This window comes from Dyella sp., assembly GCF_035685805.1.
Taxonomy (GTDB): Bacteria; Pseudomonadota; Gammaproteobacteria; order Xanthomonadales; family Rhodanobacteraceae; genus Dyella_A.
In genome coordinates this window covers 1-18,309 of record NZ_DASSAB010000013.1, presented here as the reverse complement: position 1 = coordinate 18,309, position 18,309 = coordinate 1, and the positions used below count along the sequence as shown (strand labels likewise).

Genomic DNA, 18,309 nt, shown 5'->3' with positions numbered 1-18,309 from the left:
GCCGCCGACCCCAGACTATCACCGGCCAGCCCGGCGCGATGACTCTTCACCGCTGCAGCAGCAGCGCATCGTCCGCGGCGTCCGGGCGGCACAGGCGGTCCAGCCCGTGCTGGACGAAACGCCGCAGCGCGGCCGCCGCGCGGACCTGCCCGAGCGCACGCTCGTGGCGGGCCTGGCGCACCAGCAGGGCCGCGGCGGCACAGCGCGCCAGGGTCAGTGCGAGTCCGCGTGCACCACTCTCCAGCGCGGCACGATCCGCTCCGCGCGACTGCGCGCAGGCGGCGGCGCTGGCCAGCGTCGCAGTCACCATGGCGGCGCATTCGGGCTCGCAGGCGTCAGTCATCCACTGCCTGGTGGCGGTGGCCAGCGCGTCCAGGCCGTGGTCGAGGCCGCGCAGGGTGTCGAGCGACAGCACGTTGGTGGTGCCTTCCCAGATGGCGTAGACCTGGGCGTCGCGCAGCAACTGCGGCAGCCCGGTGTCCTCGATGTAACCGGCGCCGCCAAAGCACTCCAGCGCCTCGGAGCACAGCCAGATGGCCAGCTTGCCCGTCCACAGTTTCGCCAGCGGCGTGAGCAGGCGCAGGAGCGCCACCTCGTGCGGTGCGGCCGCGCCCTGTTCGACGCGGCCGAGCAGATGCGCCACCTCGAACGTCAGGGCGAACGCACCGGCGAACTCCGCCTGCATGTCGGCCAGGGTGCGCGCGTGCAGCGGCTGGTCGATCAGCAGTTGCCCGAACGCCTGGCGTCGCCGGGCGTAATCGGTGGCCAGCGCCACGGCCCGGGCCATGCTCGCCACGGCGCATACGGCGTTCCATGTGCGCGTCACGTTGAGCATCGGCGCGATGTGCCGCACGCCGTGCGCCAGGTCGCCCACCGGCCAGGCCGGCAGGCCGTCGAGATGGATCTCCGCGGTGGGCAGTTCGTGGGTGCCGAGCTTGTCCTTGAGCCGGTCGATGATCAGCTGCGGCTTGCGCGATGGCCCGTCCATGGTTTCGACGTAGAACAGCGCCAGCGCCCCGGTGCCCGTAGCAGCCCCCTCGGGCCGGGCCAGCGCCAGCGCCGCTTCACCGACCACGGCCGAGCTGAACCACTTGCGCCCGTGCAGGCGCCATTGACCGTCCTCGCCCAGGCGCGCGGTGGTCTCGGTGCCGCCGACGTCCGAGCCGCCGGCGGTCTCGGTCATCCACTGGCCGCTGAGCCAGAACGTGGCGGGGTCGCGACTGAGGAAGTGCGGCAGCGCCCGCGCCATCAGCGCATTGTTGCCGGACGCCTTCAACGCGGTGGCCGCTCCGTCGGTCATCGCCAGCGGGCAGGTGTAGAACTCGCTGGCGAGGTGATACAGGTAGACCCGCGCAAACGCTTCCAGCCGGGCAGTGGGCGCAGCGTCGTGGCCGGCTGCCAGGATGCCGTGGCCGGTGGTGAGCGCAGGTCCCTCGCGCCATGCGGTGGTCAGTTCGATGCGGTCGACCCGGCGGCCCCAGGCGTCCCAGTTGGTGAGCCGCGGCTTGTGCCGGGTGCTCTGGCTGGCCCGTTCCCACGCCTGCACGGCATAGTCGCCCAGCGCGTCGAGATCGCGATCCAGCGCAGCCCGGCGGTCGGCCGGTACGGTGCGGTCGAGACAACCGCGCAGCCACGGGTCGGCGCGGTAGGGATGGTCCAGTCTAGGCGCTTGTTGCAGGAAGGCCACGGTGCGCTCCTGTCGGTCAGATCGGCAGTATAGGCCCGCATCGCCGCCCGCTCTCGAGGTCACGGTGTCGGCGCTTACAGCGACCCGGGCTGGTCGAACCGTGCCAGCCACGACGTTGATTTCGCTCAGGACATCGAGCCGGCAACGCACAGCACGCACACCTGGTCGCTGGTGCGATTGCCCTGCGGCCCGCCGCGTCGACGGTTCAGCCCTTCCTGCGCGTGACGCCGGCGCCGAGCGCGCCGATCAGCAGCACGGTGAGGGCAATCTCGCCTGTCCCCAGCCAGCGCTCGCTGGGCGAGCTCCAGGCTTCGGCAATACCGTGCGAGAAGTAGAACAGGCTGAGTACGCCGACCCACAACAGGGCGCGACGCACGTTGCGCAGGGCGGTCAATGGCAGCAGCAAGGGCAGCACGGTGATTGCCAGCACCAGCGCAAGCGGCATCCGCTGCGGCGGGACCAGCCACGCGTGCCAGATCAGCTGCAGCACGGTCAATGCGGCCCAGGCGGCGAGGCCGACGCGGTAGACCGGGCGCAGCGGGGCCGTCGCGTCGGTCATGCGCTCGCCGCCAGCTTGCGCGCCGTATCGGCGAGGCGGCGGCCCAGCGCGCGGGCGAGCTCGCGCTCGTGGTCGCTGATCGGATGGTCGCCGGCCGGGCCGGCGACGTGGCTGGCGCCGTAGGGCGAGCCGCCGGTGAGCGTCGCGCTCAGCGCCGGCTCGGTGTAGGGCAGGCCGAGCAGCAGCATGCCGTGATGAAGCAACGGCAGCGCCATGCTGAGCAGGGTCGATTCCTGGCCACCGTGCATGGTGCTGGTGGAAGTGAACACCGCCGCCGGCTTGCCGACCATGGCGCCGCTCGCCCACTCCGCGCCGGTGCCGTCGAGGAAGTGCTTCAGCGGGGCGGCCATGTTGCCGAAGCGGGTGGGGCTGCCCAGGGCCAGGCCCGCGCATTCGATCAGGTCCTGACGGCTGGCGTATGGCGCGCCGTCCTCCGGTTCGGGCGGCTGCGCCACCTCGGTCACCGGCGACACCGGCGGCACCTGGCGCAGGCGCGCTTCCATGCCCGGCACCTCTTCCACGCCGCGGGCGATCAATCGGGCCAGCTGGGCGGTGTGGCCGGTGCGGCTGTAGTAGAGGACGAGAATGCTCGGGGTCATGCGCCTGGGCGGTTCAGTGGTGATCCGTTAGTGTAACGTTCGCCCCCGGCACGGGCGCTGCGCCAACGCGCCGCGCCCTGTCCGCCCAGCCAAGGGACCCCGATGGCCAAGCCGTTCAACCGCGACCGCACGCTGACGTTCGCCCGCTTCATCTGGCAGCGCTTCGTCGACGACAAGTGCTTCGAGACGGCCGGCGCGCTCTCCTACACCACGCTGGTGTCGCTGGTGCCGTTGATGGTGGCGGTGTTCGCGATGTTCTCGGTGTTTCCGGTGTTCGCCGGCGCGCGCGACACGCTGCTGTCGTTCGTGTTCAACAACTTCGTGCCGGCAGCGGGCGAAAAGCTGCAGCGGGCGCTGGAAAGCTTTGCCAACAACGCCAGCAGCCTCACCGGCCTGAGCATCCTGGTGATGCTGTTCAGCGCGCTGTCGATGATGGTGAGCATCGAGGACCGGCTCAACCGGATCTGGCGCGTGCACCATCCGCGCGGCTGGGGCTCGCGGCTGCTGCTCTACTGGGCTGCGCTTACGCTGGGTCCGATCCTGGTGGTGGGCGGCCTGGCCACCACCTCGTACGTGACCGCGCTGCCGCTGCTGCAGCAGGCGGCCGGGCAGTTCGACCAGGGATTCGGGCAGCGGCTGCTGGGCCTGCTGCCGTTCGTGGTCACCTACATCACGCTGTGGCTGATGTACGCGGTGATACCGAACCGCCCGGTGGTGCTGCGCGACGCGGCCATCGGCGCGCTGATCGGCGCGATCCTGTTCGAGATCGCGCGCTGGGGCTTCACCGTGTTCGTGCGCAACGCGCAGACCTACGAGCAGATCTACGGCGCGCTCGCCGTCATCCCCACGTTCCTGCTGTGGATCTACCTGTCGTGGGTGATCGTGATCCTCGGTGCATCGGTGGCTGCGTCGATCAACGCGTTCGAGTACCACCCGCCCGCGCATGCGCTGCCCGAAGGGGCGGAGTTCCTGGGCCTGCTGGTGGTGCTCAAGCATTTCGTCGAGGCGCAACGGCAGGGCGACTGCATCGACCCTGCGTCCGTGCAGCTGCTCGAGCCGTATCTGCGTTCCAGCCAGGTGAGTTGCTACTTTGACGACCTGCAGCGCGCGGACCTGATCCAGCGCAGCGAAAGCGGCGGCTGGTTGCTGGCGCGCAGCCTGGATAGCACCGACCTGCTGCGGGTGTACACCAACACGCAATACCGACTGCCGATGCGCCCGGCCGAGGAAGTGCGCGAGCTGGGCATCGCACTGCCAGCGGTCCTGATCGACCTGCTGGCAGCGGTTTCCGAGACGCTCGACACCGCACTGGGCACGCGGCTGGACCGCATCTATCCCCCGTCTGCCCTGCCGGCAGGCGACATCGAGGAACCGACCCCATGAAACTGTTTGCCTTCGCTGCGCTGATCGCCGCCGCCACGCTGTCGCCGCTGTGCGCCGAGGCGGCCATGCCCGACAAGCCCGCACTCACCGTCACCACGCTGGACGGCAAGGTCTACGACCTGGCTGCGCAGCGCGGGCACTGGGTGGTGGTGAACTACTGGGCCACCTGGTGCGTGCCGTGCATCAAGGAGATGCCCGACATCTCCGCCTTCGTGGACGGGCGCAAGGACGTCAGCGCGATCGGGCTGGCCTACGACGACAGCGACCCGGCCGACATCCGCGCATTCGTGGCCAAGCATCCGGTCAGTTATCCGATCGCGCAGGTGACGCTGGACAATCCGCCCATGGATTTCGACGAGCCGCGCGGGCTGCCTACGACCTTCCTGATCGCGCCGGACGGACGGGTGGCCAAGCGCTTCGTGGGCCCGGTGGACGGCGCGGCCATCACCGCGGCGATCGACGCGGCACGCTGATGCCTGCCGCGAGGTTCCTGGTCAGCGGCGTCGTGCAGGGCGTGTTCTTTCGTGCCAGCACGCGCGAACAGGCCGTGGCTCTGGGGCTGTCGGGCGCCGCGCTCAACCTGCCGGACGGGCGGGTCGAGGTCATCGCCCGCGGTGATGGCGCGGCGCTGGATCAGCTCGAGCGCTGGCTGCAGCAGGGGCCGCCGGCCGCGCGCGTCAGCGCGGTGGCGCGGGAGCCTTACCAGGGTGCGGTCGACCCGGGTTTCGTCACCGGCTGAAGATCATTCGTGCAGGGCGATCCAGAAACTGGCGTCGGCCAGCTTTTCGCGCTTCGGCTTTCCGCGCAGCTTGGGCAGCTTGACCTTAGTGTCCGGCACGCTGACGTCCGGAAGCTGGTCGAGCAGGTGGCGCATCAGCGTGAGCCGACCCTGCTTCTGGTCGTTGTAGTCGGCCACGAACCACGGAGCGTGGGCGGCGTGGGTGCGCTCCATCATCACGTCGCGCAGGTGCCCGATCTCGGCGTACTTGGCCCGCGCCGCGAGATCCACCGGAGACAGCTTCCAGCGCTTGAGCGGGTCGGCGGCGCGTTCGGCGAAGCGTGCCTCCTGCTCGGCCTGGTCCACCGCCAGCCAGTACTTGAAGATCATGATGCCGCTGTCGGCGAGCATGCGCTCGAATGCCGGGCAGTCATCGAGGAACCGGGCGTACTGGGCCTGGCTGCAGAAGCCCATGGCTGGCTCCACCACGGCGCGGTTGTACCAGCTGCGGTCGAACAGTACGAGCTCGCCGGCGGCCGGCAGATGCGCCACGTAGCGCTGGAAATACCACTGCGACGCCTCGCGCTCATCGGGCTTGGATAGCGCCACGGTGCGCACGCCGCGCGTGTCGAGCTTGTCGGTGATGGCCTTGATGGTGCCGCCCTTGCCGGCCGCGTCGCGCCCCTCGAAGATCACCAGCAGCCGCTTGCCGCTGGTGCGCAGCCAGCGCTGCACGCCGATCAGCTCGATCTGCAGCGCTTCGAGCTCGTGTTCGTAAGCCTTGCGTTTCATCGGTGTACTCCGGCGGCGTGGTCGCCAGAGCCTACGCGCTCGTGCGCTCGCACGTCACCGGTCAGCTGCCGGTGGTGAGCGCCTTGAGCTGGTCGGCCTGATCCTCGCGCATCAGCGCTGCGACCAGTTCGTCCAGGTCGCCCTGGATGATCTCCGGCAACCGGTACAGCGTGAGGTTGATGCGATGGTCGGTGATCCGGCCCTGCGGGAAGTTGTAGGTACGGATGCGCTGGCTGCGGTCGCCGGAGCCCACCTGCAGGCGGCGCGACGCGGCCTCCTCGGCGCTCTGGCGGGAGCGTTCGGCGTCCAGCAGCTGCGCCTTCAGGCGCTTCATGGCCTTGTCCCGGTTCGCGTGCTGCGAGCGCTCGGTCTGGCACTCCACGACCACGCCGGTGGGCAGATGGGTGATGCGGATGGCCGAGTCGGTCTTGTTCACGTGCTGCCCGCCGGCGCCGGACGAGCGGAAGGTATCCACGCGCAGGTCGGCGGGCAGGATCTCGATGTCTTCGATCTCTTCCACGTCGGGGATGATCGCCACCGTGGCCGCCGAGGTGTGGATGCGTCCCTGCGACTCGGTCGCCGGCACGCGCTGCACCCGGTGCGTGCCCGACTCGTATTTGAGCCGCGAGAACGCACCCTTGCCTTCGATCCGCGCCACCGCCTCCTTGTAGCCGCCGTGTTCGCCGGGGTGGGCCGATTCCAGCTCGGTCTTCCAGCCGCGCTGTTCCGCGTAGCGCAGGTACATGCGCATCAGGTCGCCGGCAAAGATCGCGGCCTCGTCGCCGCCGGTGCCGGCGCGCACTTCGAGAAACAGGTTGCCCTCGTCGCGCGGATCGGTCGGCAGCAGCAGGATCTGCAGCTCGTCGTCCAGTTCCGACAGGCGCTGTTCGAGCCGGGCAACTTCGTCCACCGCGATCTCCCGCAGCTCCGGGTCGGCCAGCATGGCGTGCGACTCGGCCAGCTCGCGCTCGGCATCGTCGTGTTCGCGCAGCGAGCGGGTCACCGGCTCGAGCTGGGCGTACTCGCGCGACAGCTCGCGGAAGCGCGCGTTGTCGGCCAGCACCTCGGGCTGGGACAGCAGCAGGCCGATTTCTTCGTGGCGTTCAGCGAGGGCTTCGAGCTTGGCGCGGATCGAGGGAGTCATGGTGTCCGGAACGGAGCAGGGCGAGGGGCGTGCTCCCGCAAGTGCGGGCCGCGGTCGGGCAGGGCGAGCGGCAGCCAGCCGCCCTCGCTAGCGATCAGCGTCGGACAGCGGGTCGCTGGCGTCGGCGGCCTGGTCCAGCCCGTACAGCCGGCCAGCGGCGTGCAGCAGGTCGAGATCGCCGCTCAGCGCCGCCTCGCGCAGGCGCGCGCTGGGGTGGTGCAGCAGCTTGTTGGTGAGCGTGTTGGCGAGAAACGCCAGCGCCTCGTCGGCGGACTTGCCGCGCGCCAGCATGCCGCGCGCCTTGTCCAGCACCTCGTCGCGGTAGACCTCCGCATGGTGGCGCATGTCGACCGCGGGGTTGCGCACGCCCAGCGCACGACGCCACGCCATGTAGCGCTCCACCTGCAGGTCGATGATGGCGCCGGCCTCGCGGGCGGCCGCCTCGCGTGAGCGCAGATTGTGATCGATCACCTGACGCAGGTCGTCGATGCCGTAGAGGAACACGTCCTGCAGCTGGCCGACGCTGTCTTCGATGTCGCGCGGCACGGCGATGTCGACCATGAACATCGGTTTGTGCCGTCGCAGCGCTACCGCTTTTTCCACCATGGCCCGCGTCAATACCGGCTGGCGCGCGGCGGTGGACGAAATGACGATATCCGCCTCGGCCAGATGCTTGGGCAGGTCGGCCAGTGCGATCGCATAGCCGCCGTAGCGGCTGGCCAGCTCCTGGGCCGTCTCCAGCGTGCGGTTGGCGACAATCAGGCGCCGCACCTTCTTCTCGGCCAGGTGGCGTGCCGCCAGTTCGATGGTGTCGCCGGCGCCGATCAGCAGCACGCAGGCCTGCTTGAGGTCGGCGAACACCTGCTCGGCCAGGCGCACCGCGGTGAACGCGACCGAGACGGTGTGCGCACCGATGCGCGTATCCGTGCGCACCCGCTTGGCCACGGCAAACGTGTGCTGCATCAGCCGGTCCAGCGGTGCCTTCAGCGCCTGCGCCCCGCGCGCCTGCTGGTAGGCGTCCTTTACCTGGCCCAGGATCTGCGGCTCGCCCAGCACCATCGAATCCAGCCCGGTGGCGACGCGGAACATGTGTCGCACCGCCTCGTCCTCGTCGTGCCGGTAGAGGAACTCGTCCAGCTTGCCGGGGGTCAGACGGTGATGCCGGTTCAGCCACTGCTGCGGCACGTCCTCGGCGCCCGCGGCAACGCCCACGTAAAGCTCGGTGCGGTTGCAGGTGGAGAGGATCATCGCCTCCTCCACCCCGGGTTCGCGCGTGAGCTCGTGCAACGCCTCGCTGGCGGCGTCCGCATCGAACGCCACCTGTTCGCGCAGGCTGACCGGCGCGGTGAGGTGATTGAGCCCGAGGGCGATCAGTGGCATGGCGAGACAGGCATTGCGGGGCGGGGTGTCCGGCAGCGTAGGCTAAGCTGGGTGCACGTCGGATGCGACGACAGATACGGCCGAAACAGGCGAACAGATGAACAATAGTGTGATCAGCGGGTCGGCCAAGTTCAAGCAACTGCGTCATTTGGCGGCCGCCGGGGCACTGGCCGCGGCGGTCGCCGGCTGTGCCGGCGCGCCAGCGGTCAAGCCGGCCGCGCCGGCCGCCCCCTCGCCCCAGCCGTTGGCCCGCATGGTGGTGGCAACGCCGGACGCCGACCACGACGTGGTGGCCCAGCTGCTGGCCGGCGAAATGGCGCTTACCCATTCGGATCTGAAGGCGGCTGCGGCCGCCTACGACAAGGCGGCGCCGCTGTCTGCCGACCCGGAGGTGGCCGAGCGCGCCACCGCGCTGGCGCTGGCGGTGCACGACGATGCCGCCGCACAACGGGCGCTGGACCGTTGGCAGCGGCTGGGCGCGACGCCGCCGCAATTGGCGCAGAGCCGCGCCGAACTCGCGCTCGATCGCGGCGATGCCGCCGCGGCGAAGCAGCAACTGGAGCAGTTGCTGGCGACCGGTGGCGACGATGCCTGGCGGCAATTCGGGCGAGTGCTGGTCGGCGCGCGAGACAGCGCCCAGGCCGGCCGGCTGCTCGAGGCGCTGGCGACGCCGGAGCGCCTGCCGGCGGACGAGCGCGCGTGGCTGGCGATGAGCGAGCTGGGCGACCGGCTGGGCCGCCGTCCGTACGCGCTGCAGATCGCCCACGCTGCGGCCGCCCGCTTCCGCACCGCCACCGCGTACGCCTGGGCTGCGCAGCTGACCTTGCGCGCGGGCGACCGCGCCGCCGCACGCGCGCTGCTGGAGAAGGCGATCGCCCGCAATCCGGTCGACACCCACCTGCGGCTGGCCTACGCCACGATGCTGGCGCAGGGCGGGGATTATCCCGCCGCGGCCCGCTTCCTCGGCCAGGGCAAGCAGAGCGCAGACATCTACAACCTGCGCGCGGCGCTCGCTGCGCAGGCGCAGGACCGCGCGACGCTGGCCCGGCTCTACCGCCAGGTGCAGTCCGCGCCGCCGGAGATCCGCCAGTCCAGCGATTTCCTGCTTGGCCAGCTGGCGGAGATGCAGGGCCTGAAGGCCGATGCGCTGGACTGGTATGACCAGGTCGGCGACGAGGATCCGCACGCCTTTGATGCCGACCTGCGCAGCGCGATCATCCTGCACCAGCAGGGCAAGCGCGCCGAGGCGCACGAGTTGCTCGGGCAGCTGCAAACGGCATATCTGGACCAGCCCGAGCAGCTGCGCAAGGCATACGAGGCGGATGCCGATCTGTACATGACCGAGCAGCGCTACCCGCAGGCGGAAATGGCCTTCAGCCGTGCACTGCAGGTGCAGCCGGACGATCCCGGCCTGCTCTACGGGCGCGGCCTGGCCTACGCCGAGTCGGGCGATATCGATCGCGCCGTCAGCGACCTGCGTCGCCTGCTCGAGCTCAGGCCGGCCGACGTCGACGCCAGCAATGCCCTGGGCTACACGCTGGCCGATGCCAATCGAGACCTGGCCGAGGCCAGGCGGCTGATCGAACTGGCGCGCAAGGCGAAACCGGCCGATCCGGCGATCGCCGATTCGTGGGGCTGGCTGCAATATCGCCTGGGCCATCTTGAAGAGGCCGCCGGCGTGCTGCGGCAAGCGTGGAAACAGCGGCCCGACGCGGACGTGGGCGTGCATCTGGGCGAAGTGCTGTGGAAGAGCGGCCAGCGGGACGAGGCCACGCGCGTGTTCGAACAGGTGCGCAAGCTCGACCCGGACAACACGAGCCTGCGCGACACGCTCAAGCGCCTGCAGCCATGAGCGGGAGGTTCCGGAAGCTCGCCCTTTGCCTGGGCCTGGCGGCGTTGTCCGGGTGTGTGAGCCTGCCGCCGCGCGGCAAGACCGTGGCGACCGATGCCGGCTTGGTGGCCGCGCAGGCCGCGCGCGAGGAGGCGCTGCGCCAGGTGCACGACTGGCGCCTGGACGGGCGCCTCGGCATCAGCAACGCCAGCGACTCGCGCGGCAACGGCAGTGGCAGCCTGAGCTGGCAGCAGCGCGGCGACAGCTACGTGTTCACCGTCAATGGCGGCTTCGGCTACGACTACCGGCTCAGCGGCGACTCGCGCGGGGCCGTGCTCGAGGGCGTGGGCAAACAGCCGATCCGCGGCGCCGACGCCGAAGCGCTGATGCGCAAGGCCGCCGGCTGGTCGGTGCCGCTGGCATCGCTGCGTGCCTGGGTGCTCGGCTTGCGCGCCACCGGTGCGCCTGCGCAGATCACCTTCGGTACCGACCGGCTGCCTGCCGTGCTGGAGCAGGACGGCTGGCGCGTGGAGTACCGCGCCTGGGACAACACCCGGCAGCCCGCGTTGCCGACCAAGGTGTTCGCCAGCAAGCCGCCGTACAAGGTCCGGCTCTCGGTCAGCGACTGGACGCTGCGCTGAGGGGGCGCGACTGTGCGGTAGGCTATCGGCCCCGCGCCGCGCCCTGCGCCGGCGTCCGTCACTTTCCGAGCCCTCATGACCGTTCTCATCGAGCGCGCCCGCCCGTCGCAGGTCGATGCCCTCTGCGACATTGAACGCGCCGCGGTGCAGCTGTTTCGTGGCCATCGCGCATGGCGTACCTACAGCGCCATGGCGATTCCGCCGGAGCTTCTGCACGGTGCTGTCGCGCGCGGGCTGGTGTGGGTGGCGATCGAGCAGGGCGAGCCGGTGGGTTTCATCTGGCTCGACGACGATCTGGGCGGTGATGCGGTCGGCATCGGCGAGCTGGACGTGCTGCCGGCCCGCGGCCGTCGTGGGATCGGCGCCGCGCTGCTGGAGCACGCCTGCACGTGGGCGCAGGCGGCGGGCTACCGCCAGGTGTGCCTGGCCACGCTGGCAGACGTGCCATGGAATGCTCCGTTCTACGCGAGGCATGGCTTCACCGCCGTGGACAAGGCCGATCCGGCCTTTGCAGGGGCGCTGGCACGTGACCGGGAGAACGGCTTCCCCGACGAGCTGCGCGTGTTCATGCGCCGGCCGTTGCCGTCGCTGGCGCCCGATGCATGGAGCGCATGGCCCGCGCCGGCCAAGCTGAACCTGTTCCTGCGCATCACCGGTCGCCGCGCCGATGGTTACCACGCGCTGCAGACCGTGTTCCGCCTGCTCGATTGGGGCGACGAGTTGCGCCTGCGGGTGCGTCCGGATGGGCGTATCTGCCGCATCGGCGACCTGGCCGGCGTACCGGCCGAGAACGACATTACCGTGCGTGCCGCGCGGCTGCTCCAGGCCCACGTCGGCACCACGCTGGGCGCGGATATCGCTATCGACAAGCGCATACCGATGGGCGGCGGGCTGGGCGGCGGCAGCTCGGATGCAGCCACCACGCTGCTGGCACTGGATCACCTGTGGGACACCCGGCTGGAGCTGGACGAGCTGGCCGAACTCGGCCGCCAGCTGGGCGCCGACGTGCCGGTATTCGTGCGTGGCCGCAGTGCCTGGGCCGAGGGCGTGGGCGAGGCGCTGACTCCGCTGGCGCTGCCGCGGCGTCACTATGTGGTGGTCGACCCCGGCGAGCAGGTGGCTACGGCGGCGCTGTTTCAAGCAACTGAATTGACACGAAATGCCCCCCGGGCGACAATTTCGTCCTTTGTTTCGGGCGAAACAGCCGAGAACGCATTCGAGCCGGTCGTGCGTGCGCGCCACCCGCGCGTCGCCGCCGCGCTGGACTGGCTCGGCGGTTTCGGGCGGGCGCAATTGTCGGGTACCGGCGGATGCGTGTTTCTGGAGGCGCCGTCCGCGCTGCGAGCGCTGGCCATCGCAAGGCAGTGTCCGCCGCCGTGGCGGGCGCAGGTCGCCGCCGGCGCGGATTGTTCGATGCTGCATCGTGCCCTGGCTCGCCGGGGCAGTGGTACGCGGGCCGGGAAGGCGCGGTTTACAACGTAATACTGGGGCGTCGCCAAGCTGGTTAAGGCACGGGATTTTGATTCCCGCATGCGCAGGTTCGAATCCTGCCGCCCCAGCCATCAACCAAGTCCGAAGGTCTAGAGGAACTGCCAAATGGATACGTCCAGCCCGATGCTCTTCACCGGCAACGCGCACCGCGCGCTGGCTGAAGACGTGGCGCACCGTCTGGGCGTGCCGCTGGGCAAGGCGCTGGTCGGTACCTTCAGCGACGGCGAAGTGCAGATCGAGATCGAGGAGAACGTGCGCCGGCAGGAGGTGTTCGTGATCCAGCCGACCGGCGCGCCGAGCGCGGAGAACCTGTTCGAGCTGCTGACCCTGGTCGATGCGCTCAAGCGGGCGTCGGCGGCCAGCGTGACGGCGGTGATTCCCTACTTCGGCTATGCCCGCCAGGATCGCCGCCCGCGCTCGGCGCGCGTGCCGATCACCGCCAAGCTCGCCGCCAAGCTGATCGGTACCGCCGGAGTGGACCGCGTGCTGACGGTGGACCTGCACGCGGACCAGATCCAGGGCTTCTTCGACATTCCGGTGGACAACGTCTACGCCTCGCCGATCCTGCTGGCCGACATCTGGCGCAACCACGCCATGGACGACCTGATCGTGGTGAGCCCCGACGTGGGCGGCGTGGTGCGCGCCCGTGCCATCGCCAAGCGTCTGGACGACGCCGATCTGGCGATCATCGACAAGCGCCGCCCGAAAGCCAACGTCGCCACCGTGATGAACATCATCGGCGACGTCGAGGGCAAGACCTGCGTGATGGTCGATGACATCGTCGACACCGCCGGCACGCTGTGCGCTGCTGCCGCGGCGCTGAAAGAGCGCGGTGCGCGCAAGGTGATCGCCTACTGCGTGCACCCGGTGCTGTCCGGCGCGGCCATCAGCAACCTGGAGAACTCCCAGCTCGACCAGCTGGTGGTCACCAACACCCTGCCGCTGCGCGCCGAAGCGCTGGCGTGCCCCAAGATCCGGCAGCTGTCGGTGGCCGAGCTGCTGGCCGAAACCATTCGCCGCATCGCCTTTGGCGAATCGGTCAGTTCGCTGTACGTCGATTGAGCATCCGGGCCATCCGTCGATGACGGATGGCCCCAGATCCCCGGTCCGCCGCTTCGGCGGGACGCGGGGACAACCGACTTCCCTGGTCGCGGGGAAGTCACCTGACCGCCGCAAGGCGGTCCATCAAAAACCAAGGTAGTTGAACATGTCCAAGACCCATGAAATCAAGGCGCAGAGCCGCAAGGACGAGGGGAAAGGTGCGAGCCGCCGCCTGCGTCATGCCGCCTTCGTGCCGGCCGTCGTCTACGGTGGCAAGCAGCCGCCGCAGAGCATCCAGATCGAGCACAACACCATCCTGCTCGCCGCCAAGCACGAGTGGTTCTTCTCCTCGGTGCTCGACCTGAACGTCGACGGCACCGTGCAGAAGGTGCTGGTGCGCGACTGGCAGAAGCACCCGTTCAAGCAGCAGATGCTGCACATGGACTTCCTGCGCGTCGACGAGAACGCAGCCATCCGCGTGAACGTGCCGCTGCACTTCCTCAATCAGGAGACCTCGCCGGCCGGCAAGATGTCCGGCGTGGTGGTGTCGCACAACCTGACCGAGCTGGAAGTGTCCTGCCTGCCGAAGGATCTGCCGGAGTTCATCGAGGTGGATCTGGCTGATCTGAACCCTGGCGATATCGTGCATCTGTCCCAGATCAAGCTGCCCAAGGGCGTCGAGGCGCTGGCCCTGCACGGCGGCGCCGACCACGACATCGCCGTCGTCACCGCCAACGCGGTGAAGGTCGAGGTCGAGGAAACGCCGGCCGCGCCCGAGGGCGAAGAGAAGCCGGCTGCCGACAAGAAGTAAGCCGCTTGCCCTGCGCGCGCCCAGGCGCGTGCAGGGCAGTTGCTTTGCTCGCACATGGCAGGCTTGCGACTCATCGTCGGGCTGGGCAACCCCGGTACCGAATATCTCCGAACCCGGCACAACGCCGGGTTCTGGTTTGTGGACGCCCTGGCGGCGTCGCAGGGCGAACGCTTCGCCTTCGACGGCAAACTGCACGGCGAGGCCTGTCGCGTGCGCATCGGCGGCGAGCCGGTGTGGCTGCTCAAGCCGTCCACCTTCATGAACAAGAGCGGCATCGCCGTGGCTTTGGCGCTGCGCTACTACAAGATCGAGCCGTCCGAGTGCCTGGTGGCGCACGATGAGCTGGACCTGCCGGCCGGCACCGTGCGAATGAAATTCGACGGCGGCCACGGCGGCCAGAACGGCCTGCGCGACATTGCCGCGCATCTTGGCCATGGCAAGTACCATCGGCTGCGCGTCGGTATCGGTCATCCCGGCCACAAGGATCGTGTCACCGCCTGGGTGCTCGGCCGGCCCGCGGCGCAGGATGAAGAGGCGATCCTCCTCGCTATTTCCCGCGCGCTGGACGTGCTGCCGCTGGCGGTTGCAGGGCAGTTCGACAAGGCTATGCAGCAGTTGCACACGGTCAGCCCGTGACGGCCGGCCGGACGATCCGCCGGGTCATCCCCCATTACGCGCCGTCGTTCCCGCTTGCGCGGGAATGACGCCAGAAAACACAGCTCCGGAGTCACCATGGGCATCAAATGCGGCATCGTCGGCCTGCCCAACGTCGGCAAATCCACGCTCTTCAACGCGCTGACCAAGGCCGGCATCGCGGCGGCGAACTTCCCGTTCTGCACGATCGAGCCGAACGTCGGCGTGGTGCCGGTGCCGGACCCGCGCCTCAACGCGCTGGCCGAGATCGTCAAGCCGCAGAAGCTGATTCCTACCGCGGTGGAGTTCGTCGACATCGCCGGCCTGGTCGCCGGCGCGTCGAAGGGCGAAGGCCTGGGCAACAAGTTCCTGGCGCACATTCGCGAGGTGGACGCGATCGCCCACGTGGTTCGCTGCTTCGAGCACGGCGACATCGTGCACGTGGCGGGCAAGGTCGATCCGATCGCCGACGTCGAGACGATCGACACCGAGCTGGCATTGGCCGACCTGGAGTCGGTGGACAAGGCGCTCAACCGCGCCGAGCGGGCAGCCAAGGCCAACGACAAGGAGGCGCTGGCGAAGAAGCCGGTGCTGCAGAAACTGTCCGTCGGCCTCAACGAGGGTCGGTCTGCGCGCAGCCTGGGGCTGGACGAGGAAGAGCAGGCACTGGTGCGCGACCTGTTCCTGCTCACGCTCAAGCCGCTGATGTACATCGCCAACGTGCGCGAGGACGGCTTCGAGAACAATCCGCACCTGGACGCGCTGCGTGCACGCGCCGCCAGCGAAGGTGCCGAAGTGGTGCCGGTGTGCGCGGCGATCGAGGAAGAGCTCTCGCAGCTGGAAGACGCCGACCGCGACGAGTTCCTCAAGGATTTCGGGCTGGAAGAGCCGGGCCTGAACCGGGTGATCCGCGCCGGCTACAAGCTGCTGGGCCTGCAGACCTACTTCACTGCGGGCGTGAAGGAGGTGCGCGCCTGGACGGTGAAGAAGGGCGCCACCGCCCCGCAGGCGGCCGGCGTGATCCATACCGACTTCGAGCGCGGCTTCATCCGCGCCGAGACGATCGGCTACGACGACTTCATCCAGTACAAGGGCGAGAGCGGTGCTGCCGCTGCCGGGCGGCTGCGCAAGGAAGGCAAGGAATACATCGTCAAGGAAGGCGACGTGCTGCACTTCCTGTTCAACGTGTAATCCCCGGAGCGGGGCGGCGAGAGCCGCCCCGCTTCATATGGGTGGCGGGCTCACGGCCTGTGGCGTAGTGCGGCGGCGGTGTGCACGGCCCGAGGCGGAGAGCCTCTCGATCTCGCTGCGGCTTGCCTTGTCCCCCACCGGTCGTTGCCGGGAGCCGCTTGCCGGTGTGCCGGAAGCTGCTGCCGGTCGGCATAATCAGCGCTCTCTCCACGCGGATGCCGTCATGCCCGGCCAGCAGAACGAAGTGACTTTCCGCTTCCTCGCCGAACCCACCGATGTCAATTTCGGTGGCAAGGTGCACGGCGGCATGGTGATGAAATGGATCGACCAGGCCGGCTACGCCTGCGCCGTGGCCTGGAGCGGCGCGTACTGCGTCACGGCGTCGGTGAGCGGCATCCAGTTCGTCAAGCCGATCCTGATCGGTGACCTGGTCACGGTGAGGGCGCGGCTGATCCACACCGGCACCAGCAGCATGCACCTGGCGGTCGACGTGCAGGCCAGCGATCTGCGCAGCGGTGAGCCGCGACTGGCGACCAGCTGCGTCATGGTATTCGTGGCGCTGGACCGTCCCGATGGCCGGCCGGCGCCGGTTCCGGCCTGGGTGCCGCGCAACGAGGATGATGTCCGGCTGCAGGGCTTTGCCCAGCGCCTGATGGCCATGTCCAAGGCGATGGAACACGAGGTGGTGGCGCTGCACCCGGTGGCACAGCGAGATTGAGCGCCATCGCACGGAGCGCTGCACGCAATCCCGCTCCCGGATGCGCAACCCTTTCCTGAGCGGGCGCGGATGGTCCGCCTGGGCGGTGCGCAACGCCTCGCGTCGGAGCAGCCCGGCCTGCGTCACGGCGGCGGCAAAAGTGTTGACAGTATCCGGGGGCGTGGCGACAATAGGCGTTCTTTGTTGGAGGGATACCCAAGCGGCCAACGGGGGCAGACTGTAAATCTGCTGGCTTACGCCTTCGGTGGTTCGAATCCACCTCCCTCCACCAGTAAGGTTCCGCGCAGGTTGTTCGATCGAGGCGGGAGTAGTTCAACGGTAGAACCTCAGCCTTCCAAGCTGATGGTGCGGGTTCGATTCCCGTCTCCCGCTCCATTGAACTCGACCTCAAAAAATTTTCGCTCATGTAGCTCAGTCGGTAGAGCACTTCCTTGGTAAGGAAGAGGTCGCTGGTTCGATTCCAGTCATGAGCACCATGTCCTGCGGGAGGCCGGCTTGTCCGGCCTTCTGTGCGGAAGAGATTCTTTCACTTCTATTGACTCCATCGGGGTTTAAAGCGTATGGCAAAGGGTAAATTCGAGCGCACCAAGCCGCACGTCAACGTGGGCACCATTGGTCACGTGGACCACGGCAAGACGACGCTGACGGCGGCGCTGACCAAGATCGGCGCAGAGCGCTTCGGTGGCGAGTTCAAGGCATATGACGCGATCGACGCGGCGCCGGAAGAGAAGGCGCGCGGCATCACGATCTCGACCGCCCACGTGGAATACGAGTCGCCGAACCGCCACTACGCGCACGTCGACTGCCCGGGCCATGCCGACTACGTCAAGAACATGATCACCGGTGCGGCGCAGATGGACGGCGCGATCCTGGTTTGCTCGGCCGCGGACGGCCCGATGCCGCAGACGCGCGAGCACATCCTGCTCAGCCGTCAGGTGGGCGTGCCGTATATCGTGGTGTTCCTGAACAAGGCTGACATGGTCGACGACGCCGAACTGCTCGAGCTGGTCGAGATGGAAGTGCGCGAGCTGCTGTCGAAGTACGACTTCCCGGGCGACGACACCCCGATCATCCACGGTTCGGCGCTGAAGGCGCTCGAGGGTGACCAGAGCGAGATCGGCGTGCCGGCGATCATCAAGCTGGTGGATGCGCTGGACAGCTACATCCCGCAGCCGGAGCGCGACATCGACAAGCCGTTCCTGATGCCGGTGGAAGACGTGTTCTCGATCTCCGGTCGCGGCACCGTGGTGACCGGTCGCGTCGAGCGCGGCGTGATCAAGGTGGGCGAGGAAATCGAGGTCGTGGGTATCCGCGACACGCAGAAGACCACCGTGACCGGCGTGGAAATGTTCCGCAAGCTGCTGGACCAGGGCCAGGCCGGTGACAACGTGGGCCTGCTGCTGCGCGGCCTGAAGCGCGACGACGTGGAGCGTGGCCAGGTGCTGGCCAAGCCCGGTTCGATCACCCCGCACACGGACTTCGAGGCCGAGGTGTACGTGCTGTCGAAGGACGAGGGTGGCCGTCACACGCCGTTCTTCAAGGGCTACCGTCCGCAGTTCTACTTCCGCACCACCGACGTGACCGGCGCTTGCGAGCTGCCGGAGGGCGTGGAGATGGTGATGCCGGGCGACAACGTGAAGATGGTGGTGAGCCTGATCCACCCGATCGCGATGGACGAGGGCCTGCGCTT

The 18,309-nt window shown here is 68.8% G+C and carries 18 protein-coding genes and 4 tRNA genes; 16 read left to right on the top strand and 6 right to left on the bottom strand.

The genetic code is table 11. The features are described from left to right. Positions 1-46: 46 nt before the first annotated feature. The 3 genes from VFG40_RS02410 to wrbA all read right to left on the bottom strand — a co-directional run bounded on the left by VFG40_RS02410 (position 47) and on the right by wrbA (position 2,845). Positions 47-1,687 (bottom strand): acyl-CoA dehydrogenase family protein, encoded by a 1,641-nt coding sequence (locus tag VFG40_RS02410; RefSeq protein ID WP_324894515.1) that lies wholly within the window; start codon positions 1,685-1,687, stop codon positions 47-49. 205 nt (positions 1,688-1,892) lie between these two features. After that, positions 1,893-2,246 (bottom strand): DUF2069 domain-containing protein, encoded by a 354-nt coding sequence (locus tag VFG40_RS02405; protein WP_324894513.1) that lies wholly within the window; start codon positions 2,244-2,246, stop codon positions 1,893-1,895. Beyond that, entirely contained in the window at positions 2,243-2,845 is a 603-nt protein-coding gene (wrbA, locus tag VFG40_RS02400; protein ID WP_324894511.1) for an NAD(P)H:quinone oxidoreductase, read from the bottom strand. The genes VFG40_RS02405 and wrbA overlap by 4 nt, the downstream gene beginning before the upstream one ends. 102 nt (positions 2,846-2,947) lie before the next feature. On the opposite strand from wrbA, the gene VFG40_RS02395 reads away from it, so the two are divergent. Genes VFG40_RS02395 through VFG40_RS02385 form a run of 3 tightly spaced genes read left to right on the top strand, consistent with a single transcriptional unit; the run spans position 2,948 to position 4,967 of the window. Beyond that, on the top strand, positions 2,948-4,228 hold the full coding sequence (locus VFG40_RS02395; RefSeq protein WP_324894509.1) for a YihY family inner membrane protein: 1,281 nt from the start codon (positions 2,948-2,950) through the stop codon (positions 4,226-4,228). Next, complete coding sequence (locus tag VFG40_RS02390; RefSeq protein ID WP_324894506.1) at positions 4,225-4,701, top strand: TlpA family protein disulfide reductase; 477 nt, start codon at positions 4,225-4,227, stop codon at positions 4,699-4,701. The genes VFG40_RS02395 and VFG40_RS02390 overlap by 4 nt, the downstream gene beginning before the upstream one ends. Further along, positions 4,701-4,967: an acylphosphatase gene (locus VFG40_RS02385; RefSeq protein ID WP_324894504.1), complete on the top strand. Its 267-nt coding sequence runs from the start codon at positions 4,701-4,703 to the stop codon at positions 4,965-4,967. Before VFG40_RS02390 ends, VFG40_RS02385 begins: the two co-directional genes overlap by 1 nt. A gap of 3 nt (positions 4,968-4,970) precedes the next feature. Here the strand turns inward: VFG40_RS02385 and ppk2 are convergent, their stop codons facing one another. The 3 genes from ppk2 to hemA all read right to left on the bottom strand — a co-directional run bounded on the left by ppk2 (position 4,971) and on the right by hemA (position 8,262). Next, entirely contained in the window at positions 4,971-5,738 is a 768-nt protein-coding gene (gene ppk2, locus VFG40_RS02380) for a polyphosphate kinase 2 (RefSeq protein WP_324894502.1), read from the bottom strand. Positions 5,739-5,799: 61 nt separating this feature from the next. Then, positions 5,800-6,882 (bottom strand): peptide chain release factor 1, encoded by a 1,083-nt coding sequence (prfA, locus tag VFG40_RS02375; protein ID WP_324894499.1) that lies wholly within the window; start codon positions 6,880-6,882, stop codon positions 5,800-5,802. 87 nt (positions 6,883-6,969) lie between these two features. Next, positions 6,970-8,262 carry a glutamyl-tRNA reductase gene (hemA, locus tag VFG40_RS02370; protein ID WP_324894497.1) on the bottom strand — a complete coding sequence of 431 codons (1,293 nt, stop codon included), beginning with the start codon at positions 8,260-8,262 and terminating at the stop codon, positions 6,970-6,972. Between the two features lie 97 nt (positions 8,263-8,359). Here hemA and VFG40_RS02365 point away from each other — a divergent pair, with 97 nt between their 5' ends. The 13 genes from VFG40_RS02365 to tuf all read left to right on the top strand — a co-directional run. Beyond that, on the top strand, positions 8,360-10,114 hold the full coding sequence (locus VFG40_RS02365) for a tetratricopeptide repeat protein (RefSeq protein WP_324894495.1): 1,755 nt from the start codon (positions 8,360-8,362) through the stop codon (positions 10,112-10,114). Next, on the top strand, positions 10,111-10,734 hold the full coding sequence (gene lolB, locus VFG40_RS02360) for a lipoprotein insertase outer membrane protein LolB (RefSeq protein ID WP_324894493.1): 624 nt from the start codon (positions 10,111-10,113) through the stop codon (positions 10,732-10,734). The genes VFG40_RS02365 and lolB overlap by 4 nt, the downstream gene beginning before the upstream one ends. A gap of 75 nt (positions 10,735-10,809) precedes the next feature. Next, a complete protein-coding gene (ispE, locus tag VFG40_RS02355; RefSeq protein WP_324894491.1) occupies positions 10,810-12,216 on the top strand; it encodes a 4-(cytidine 5'-diphospho)-2-C-methyl-D-erythritol kinase in 1,407 nt (468 codons plus the stop codon). A gap of 3 nt (positions 12,217-12,219) precedes the next feature. Then, a tRNA-Gln gene (locus VFG40_RS02350) sits at positions 12,220-12,296 on the top strand. Positions 12,297-12,330: 34 nt separating this feature from the next. After that, the gene (locus VFG40_RS02345) at positions 12,331-13,287 is read left to right on the top strand and encodes a ribose-phosphate diphosphokinase (RefSeq protein WP_324894489.1); all 957 of its coding nucleotides are present in this window, start codon (positions 12,331-12,333) and stop codon (positions 13,285-13,287) included. 145 nt (positions 13,288-13,432) lie between these two features. Then, on the top strand, positions 13,433-14,077 hold the full coding sequence (locus VFG40_RS02340; protein WP_324894487.1) for a 50S ribosomal protein L25/general stress protein Ctc: 645 nt from the start codon (positions 13,433-13,435) through the stop codon (positions 14,075-14,077). A 54-nt stretch (positions 14,078-14,131) separates the two neighbouring features. Continuing rightward, positions 14,132-14,713, top strand: a complete 582-nt coding sequence (pth, locus tag VFG40_RS02335; RefSeq protein ID WP_324894485.1) for an aminoacyl-tRNA hydrolase — start codon at positions 14,132-14,134, stop codon at positions 14,711-14,713. 96 nt (positions 14,714-14,809) lie between these two features. Further along, the gene (gene ychF, locus VFG40_RS02330) at positions 14,810-15,901 is read left to right on the top strand and encodes a redox-regulated ATPase YchF (protein WP_324894483.1); all 1,092 of its coding nucleotides are present in this window, start codon (positions 14,810-14,812) and stop codon (positions 15,899-15,901) included. Positions 15,902-16,124: 223 nt separating this feature from the next. Next, a complete protein-coding gene (locus VFG40_RS02325) occupies positions 16,125-16,619 on the top strand; it encodes an acyl-CoA thioesterase (RefSeq protein ID WP_324894481.1) in 495 nt (164 codons plus the stop codon). Between the two features lie 185 nt (positions 16,620-16,804). Then, positions 16,805-16,890: transfer RNA gene (locus tag VFG40_RS02320), tRNA-Tyr, on the top strand. A gap of 30 nt (positions 16,891-16,920) precedes the next feature. Continuing rightward, positions 16,921-16,994, top strand: a tRNA-Gly gene (locus VFG40_RS02315). 25 nt (positions 16,995-17,019) lie between these two features. Continuing rightward, a tRNA-Thr gene (locus VFG40_RS02310) sits at positions 17,020-17,095 on the top strand. A gap of 84 nt (positions 17,096-17,179) precedes the next feature. Then, on the top strand, positions 17,180-18,309 hold a 1,130-nt coding region (gene tuf, locus VFG40_RS02305; protein ID WP_324894479.1), incomplete at its 3' end, for an elongation factor Tu.

What these genes read in the sequence shown, in the direction of transcription:
- VFG40_RS02405 (WP_324894513.1), bottom strand. Translation starts at nt 2,246, where the DNA reads ATGACCGACGCGACGGCCCCGCTGCGCCCGGTCTACCGCGTCGGCCTC.
- wrbA (WP_324894511.1), bottom strand. Translation starts at nt 2,845, where the DNA reads ATGACCCCGAGCATTCTCGTCCTCTACTACAGCCGCACCGGCCACACC.
- VFG40_RS02395 (WP_324894509.1), top strand. Translation starts at nt 2,948, where the DNA reads ATGGCCAAGCCGTTCAACCGCGACCGCACGCTGACGTTCGCCCGCTTC.
- VFG40_RS02390 (WP_324894506.1), top strand. Translation starts at nt 4,225, where the DNA reads ATGAAACTGTTTGCCTTCGCTGCGCTGATCGCCGCCGCCACGCTGTCG.
- VFG40_RS02385 (WP_324894504.1), top strand. Translation starts at nt 4,701, where the DNA reads ATGCCTGCCGCGAGGTTCCTGGTCAGCGGCGTCGTGCAGGGCGTGTTC.
- ppk2 (WP_324894502.1), bottom strand. Translation starts at nt 5,738, where the DNA reads ATGAAACGCAAGGCTTACGAACACGAGCTCGAAGCGCTGCAGATCGAG.
- prfA (WP_324894499.1), bottom strand. Translation starts at nt 6,882, where the DNA reads ATGACTCCCTCGATCCGCGCCAAGCTCGAAGCCCTCGCTGAACGCCAC.
- hemA (WP_324894497.1), bottom strand. Translation starts at nt 8,262, where the DNA reads ATGCCACTGATCGCCCTCGGGCTCAATCACCTCACCGCGCCGGTCAGC.
- VFG40_RS02365 (WP_324894495.1), top strand. Translation starts at nt 8,360, where the DNA reads ATGAACAATAGTGTGATCAGCGGGTCGGCCAAGTTCAAGCAACTGCGT.
- lolB (WP_324894493.1), top strand. Translation starts at nt 10,111, where the DNA reads ATGAGCGGGAGGTTCCGGAAGCTCGCCCTTTGCCTGGGCCTGGCGGCG.
- ispE (WP_324894491.1), top strand. Translation starts at nt 10,810, where the DNA reads ATGACCGTTCTCATCGAGCGCGCCCGCCCGTCGCAGGTCGATGCCCTC.
- VFG40_RS02345 (WP_324894489.1), top strand. Translation starts at nt 12,331, where the DNA reads ATGGATACGTCCAGCCCGATGCTCTTCACCGGCAACGCGCACCGCGCG.
- VFG40_RS02340 (WP_324894487.1), top strand. Translation starts at nt 13,433, where the DNA reads ATGTCCAAGACCCATGAAATCAAGGCGCAGAGCCGCAAGGACGAGGGG.
- pth (WP_324894485.1), top strand. Translation starts at nt 14,132, where the DNA reads ATGGCAGGCTTGCGACTCATCGTCGGGCTGGGCAACCCCGGTACCGAA.
- ychF (WP_324894483.1), top strand. Translation starts at nt 14,810, where the DNA reads ATGGGCATCAAATGCGGCATCGTCGGCCTGCCCAACGTCGGCAAATCC.
- VFG40_RS02325 (WP_324894481.1), top strand. Translation starts at nt 16,125, where the DNA reads ATGCCCGGCCAGCAGAACGAAGTGACTTTCCGCTTCCTCGCCGAACCC.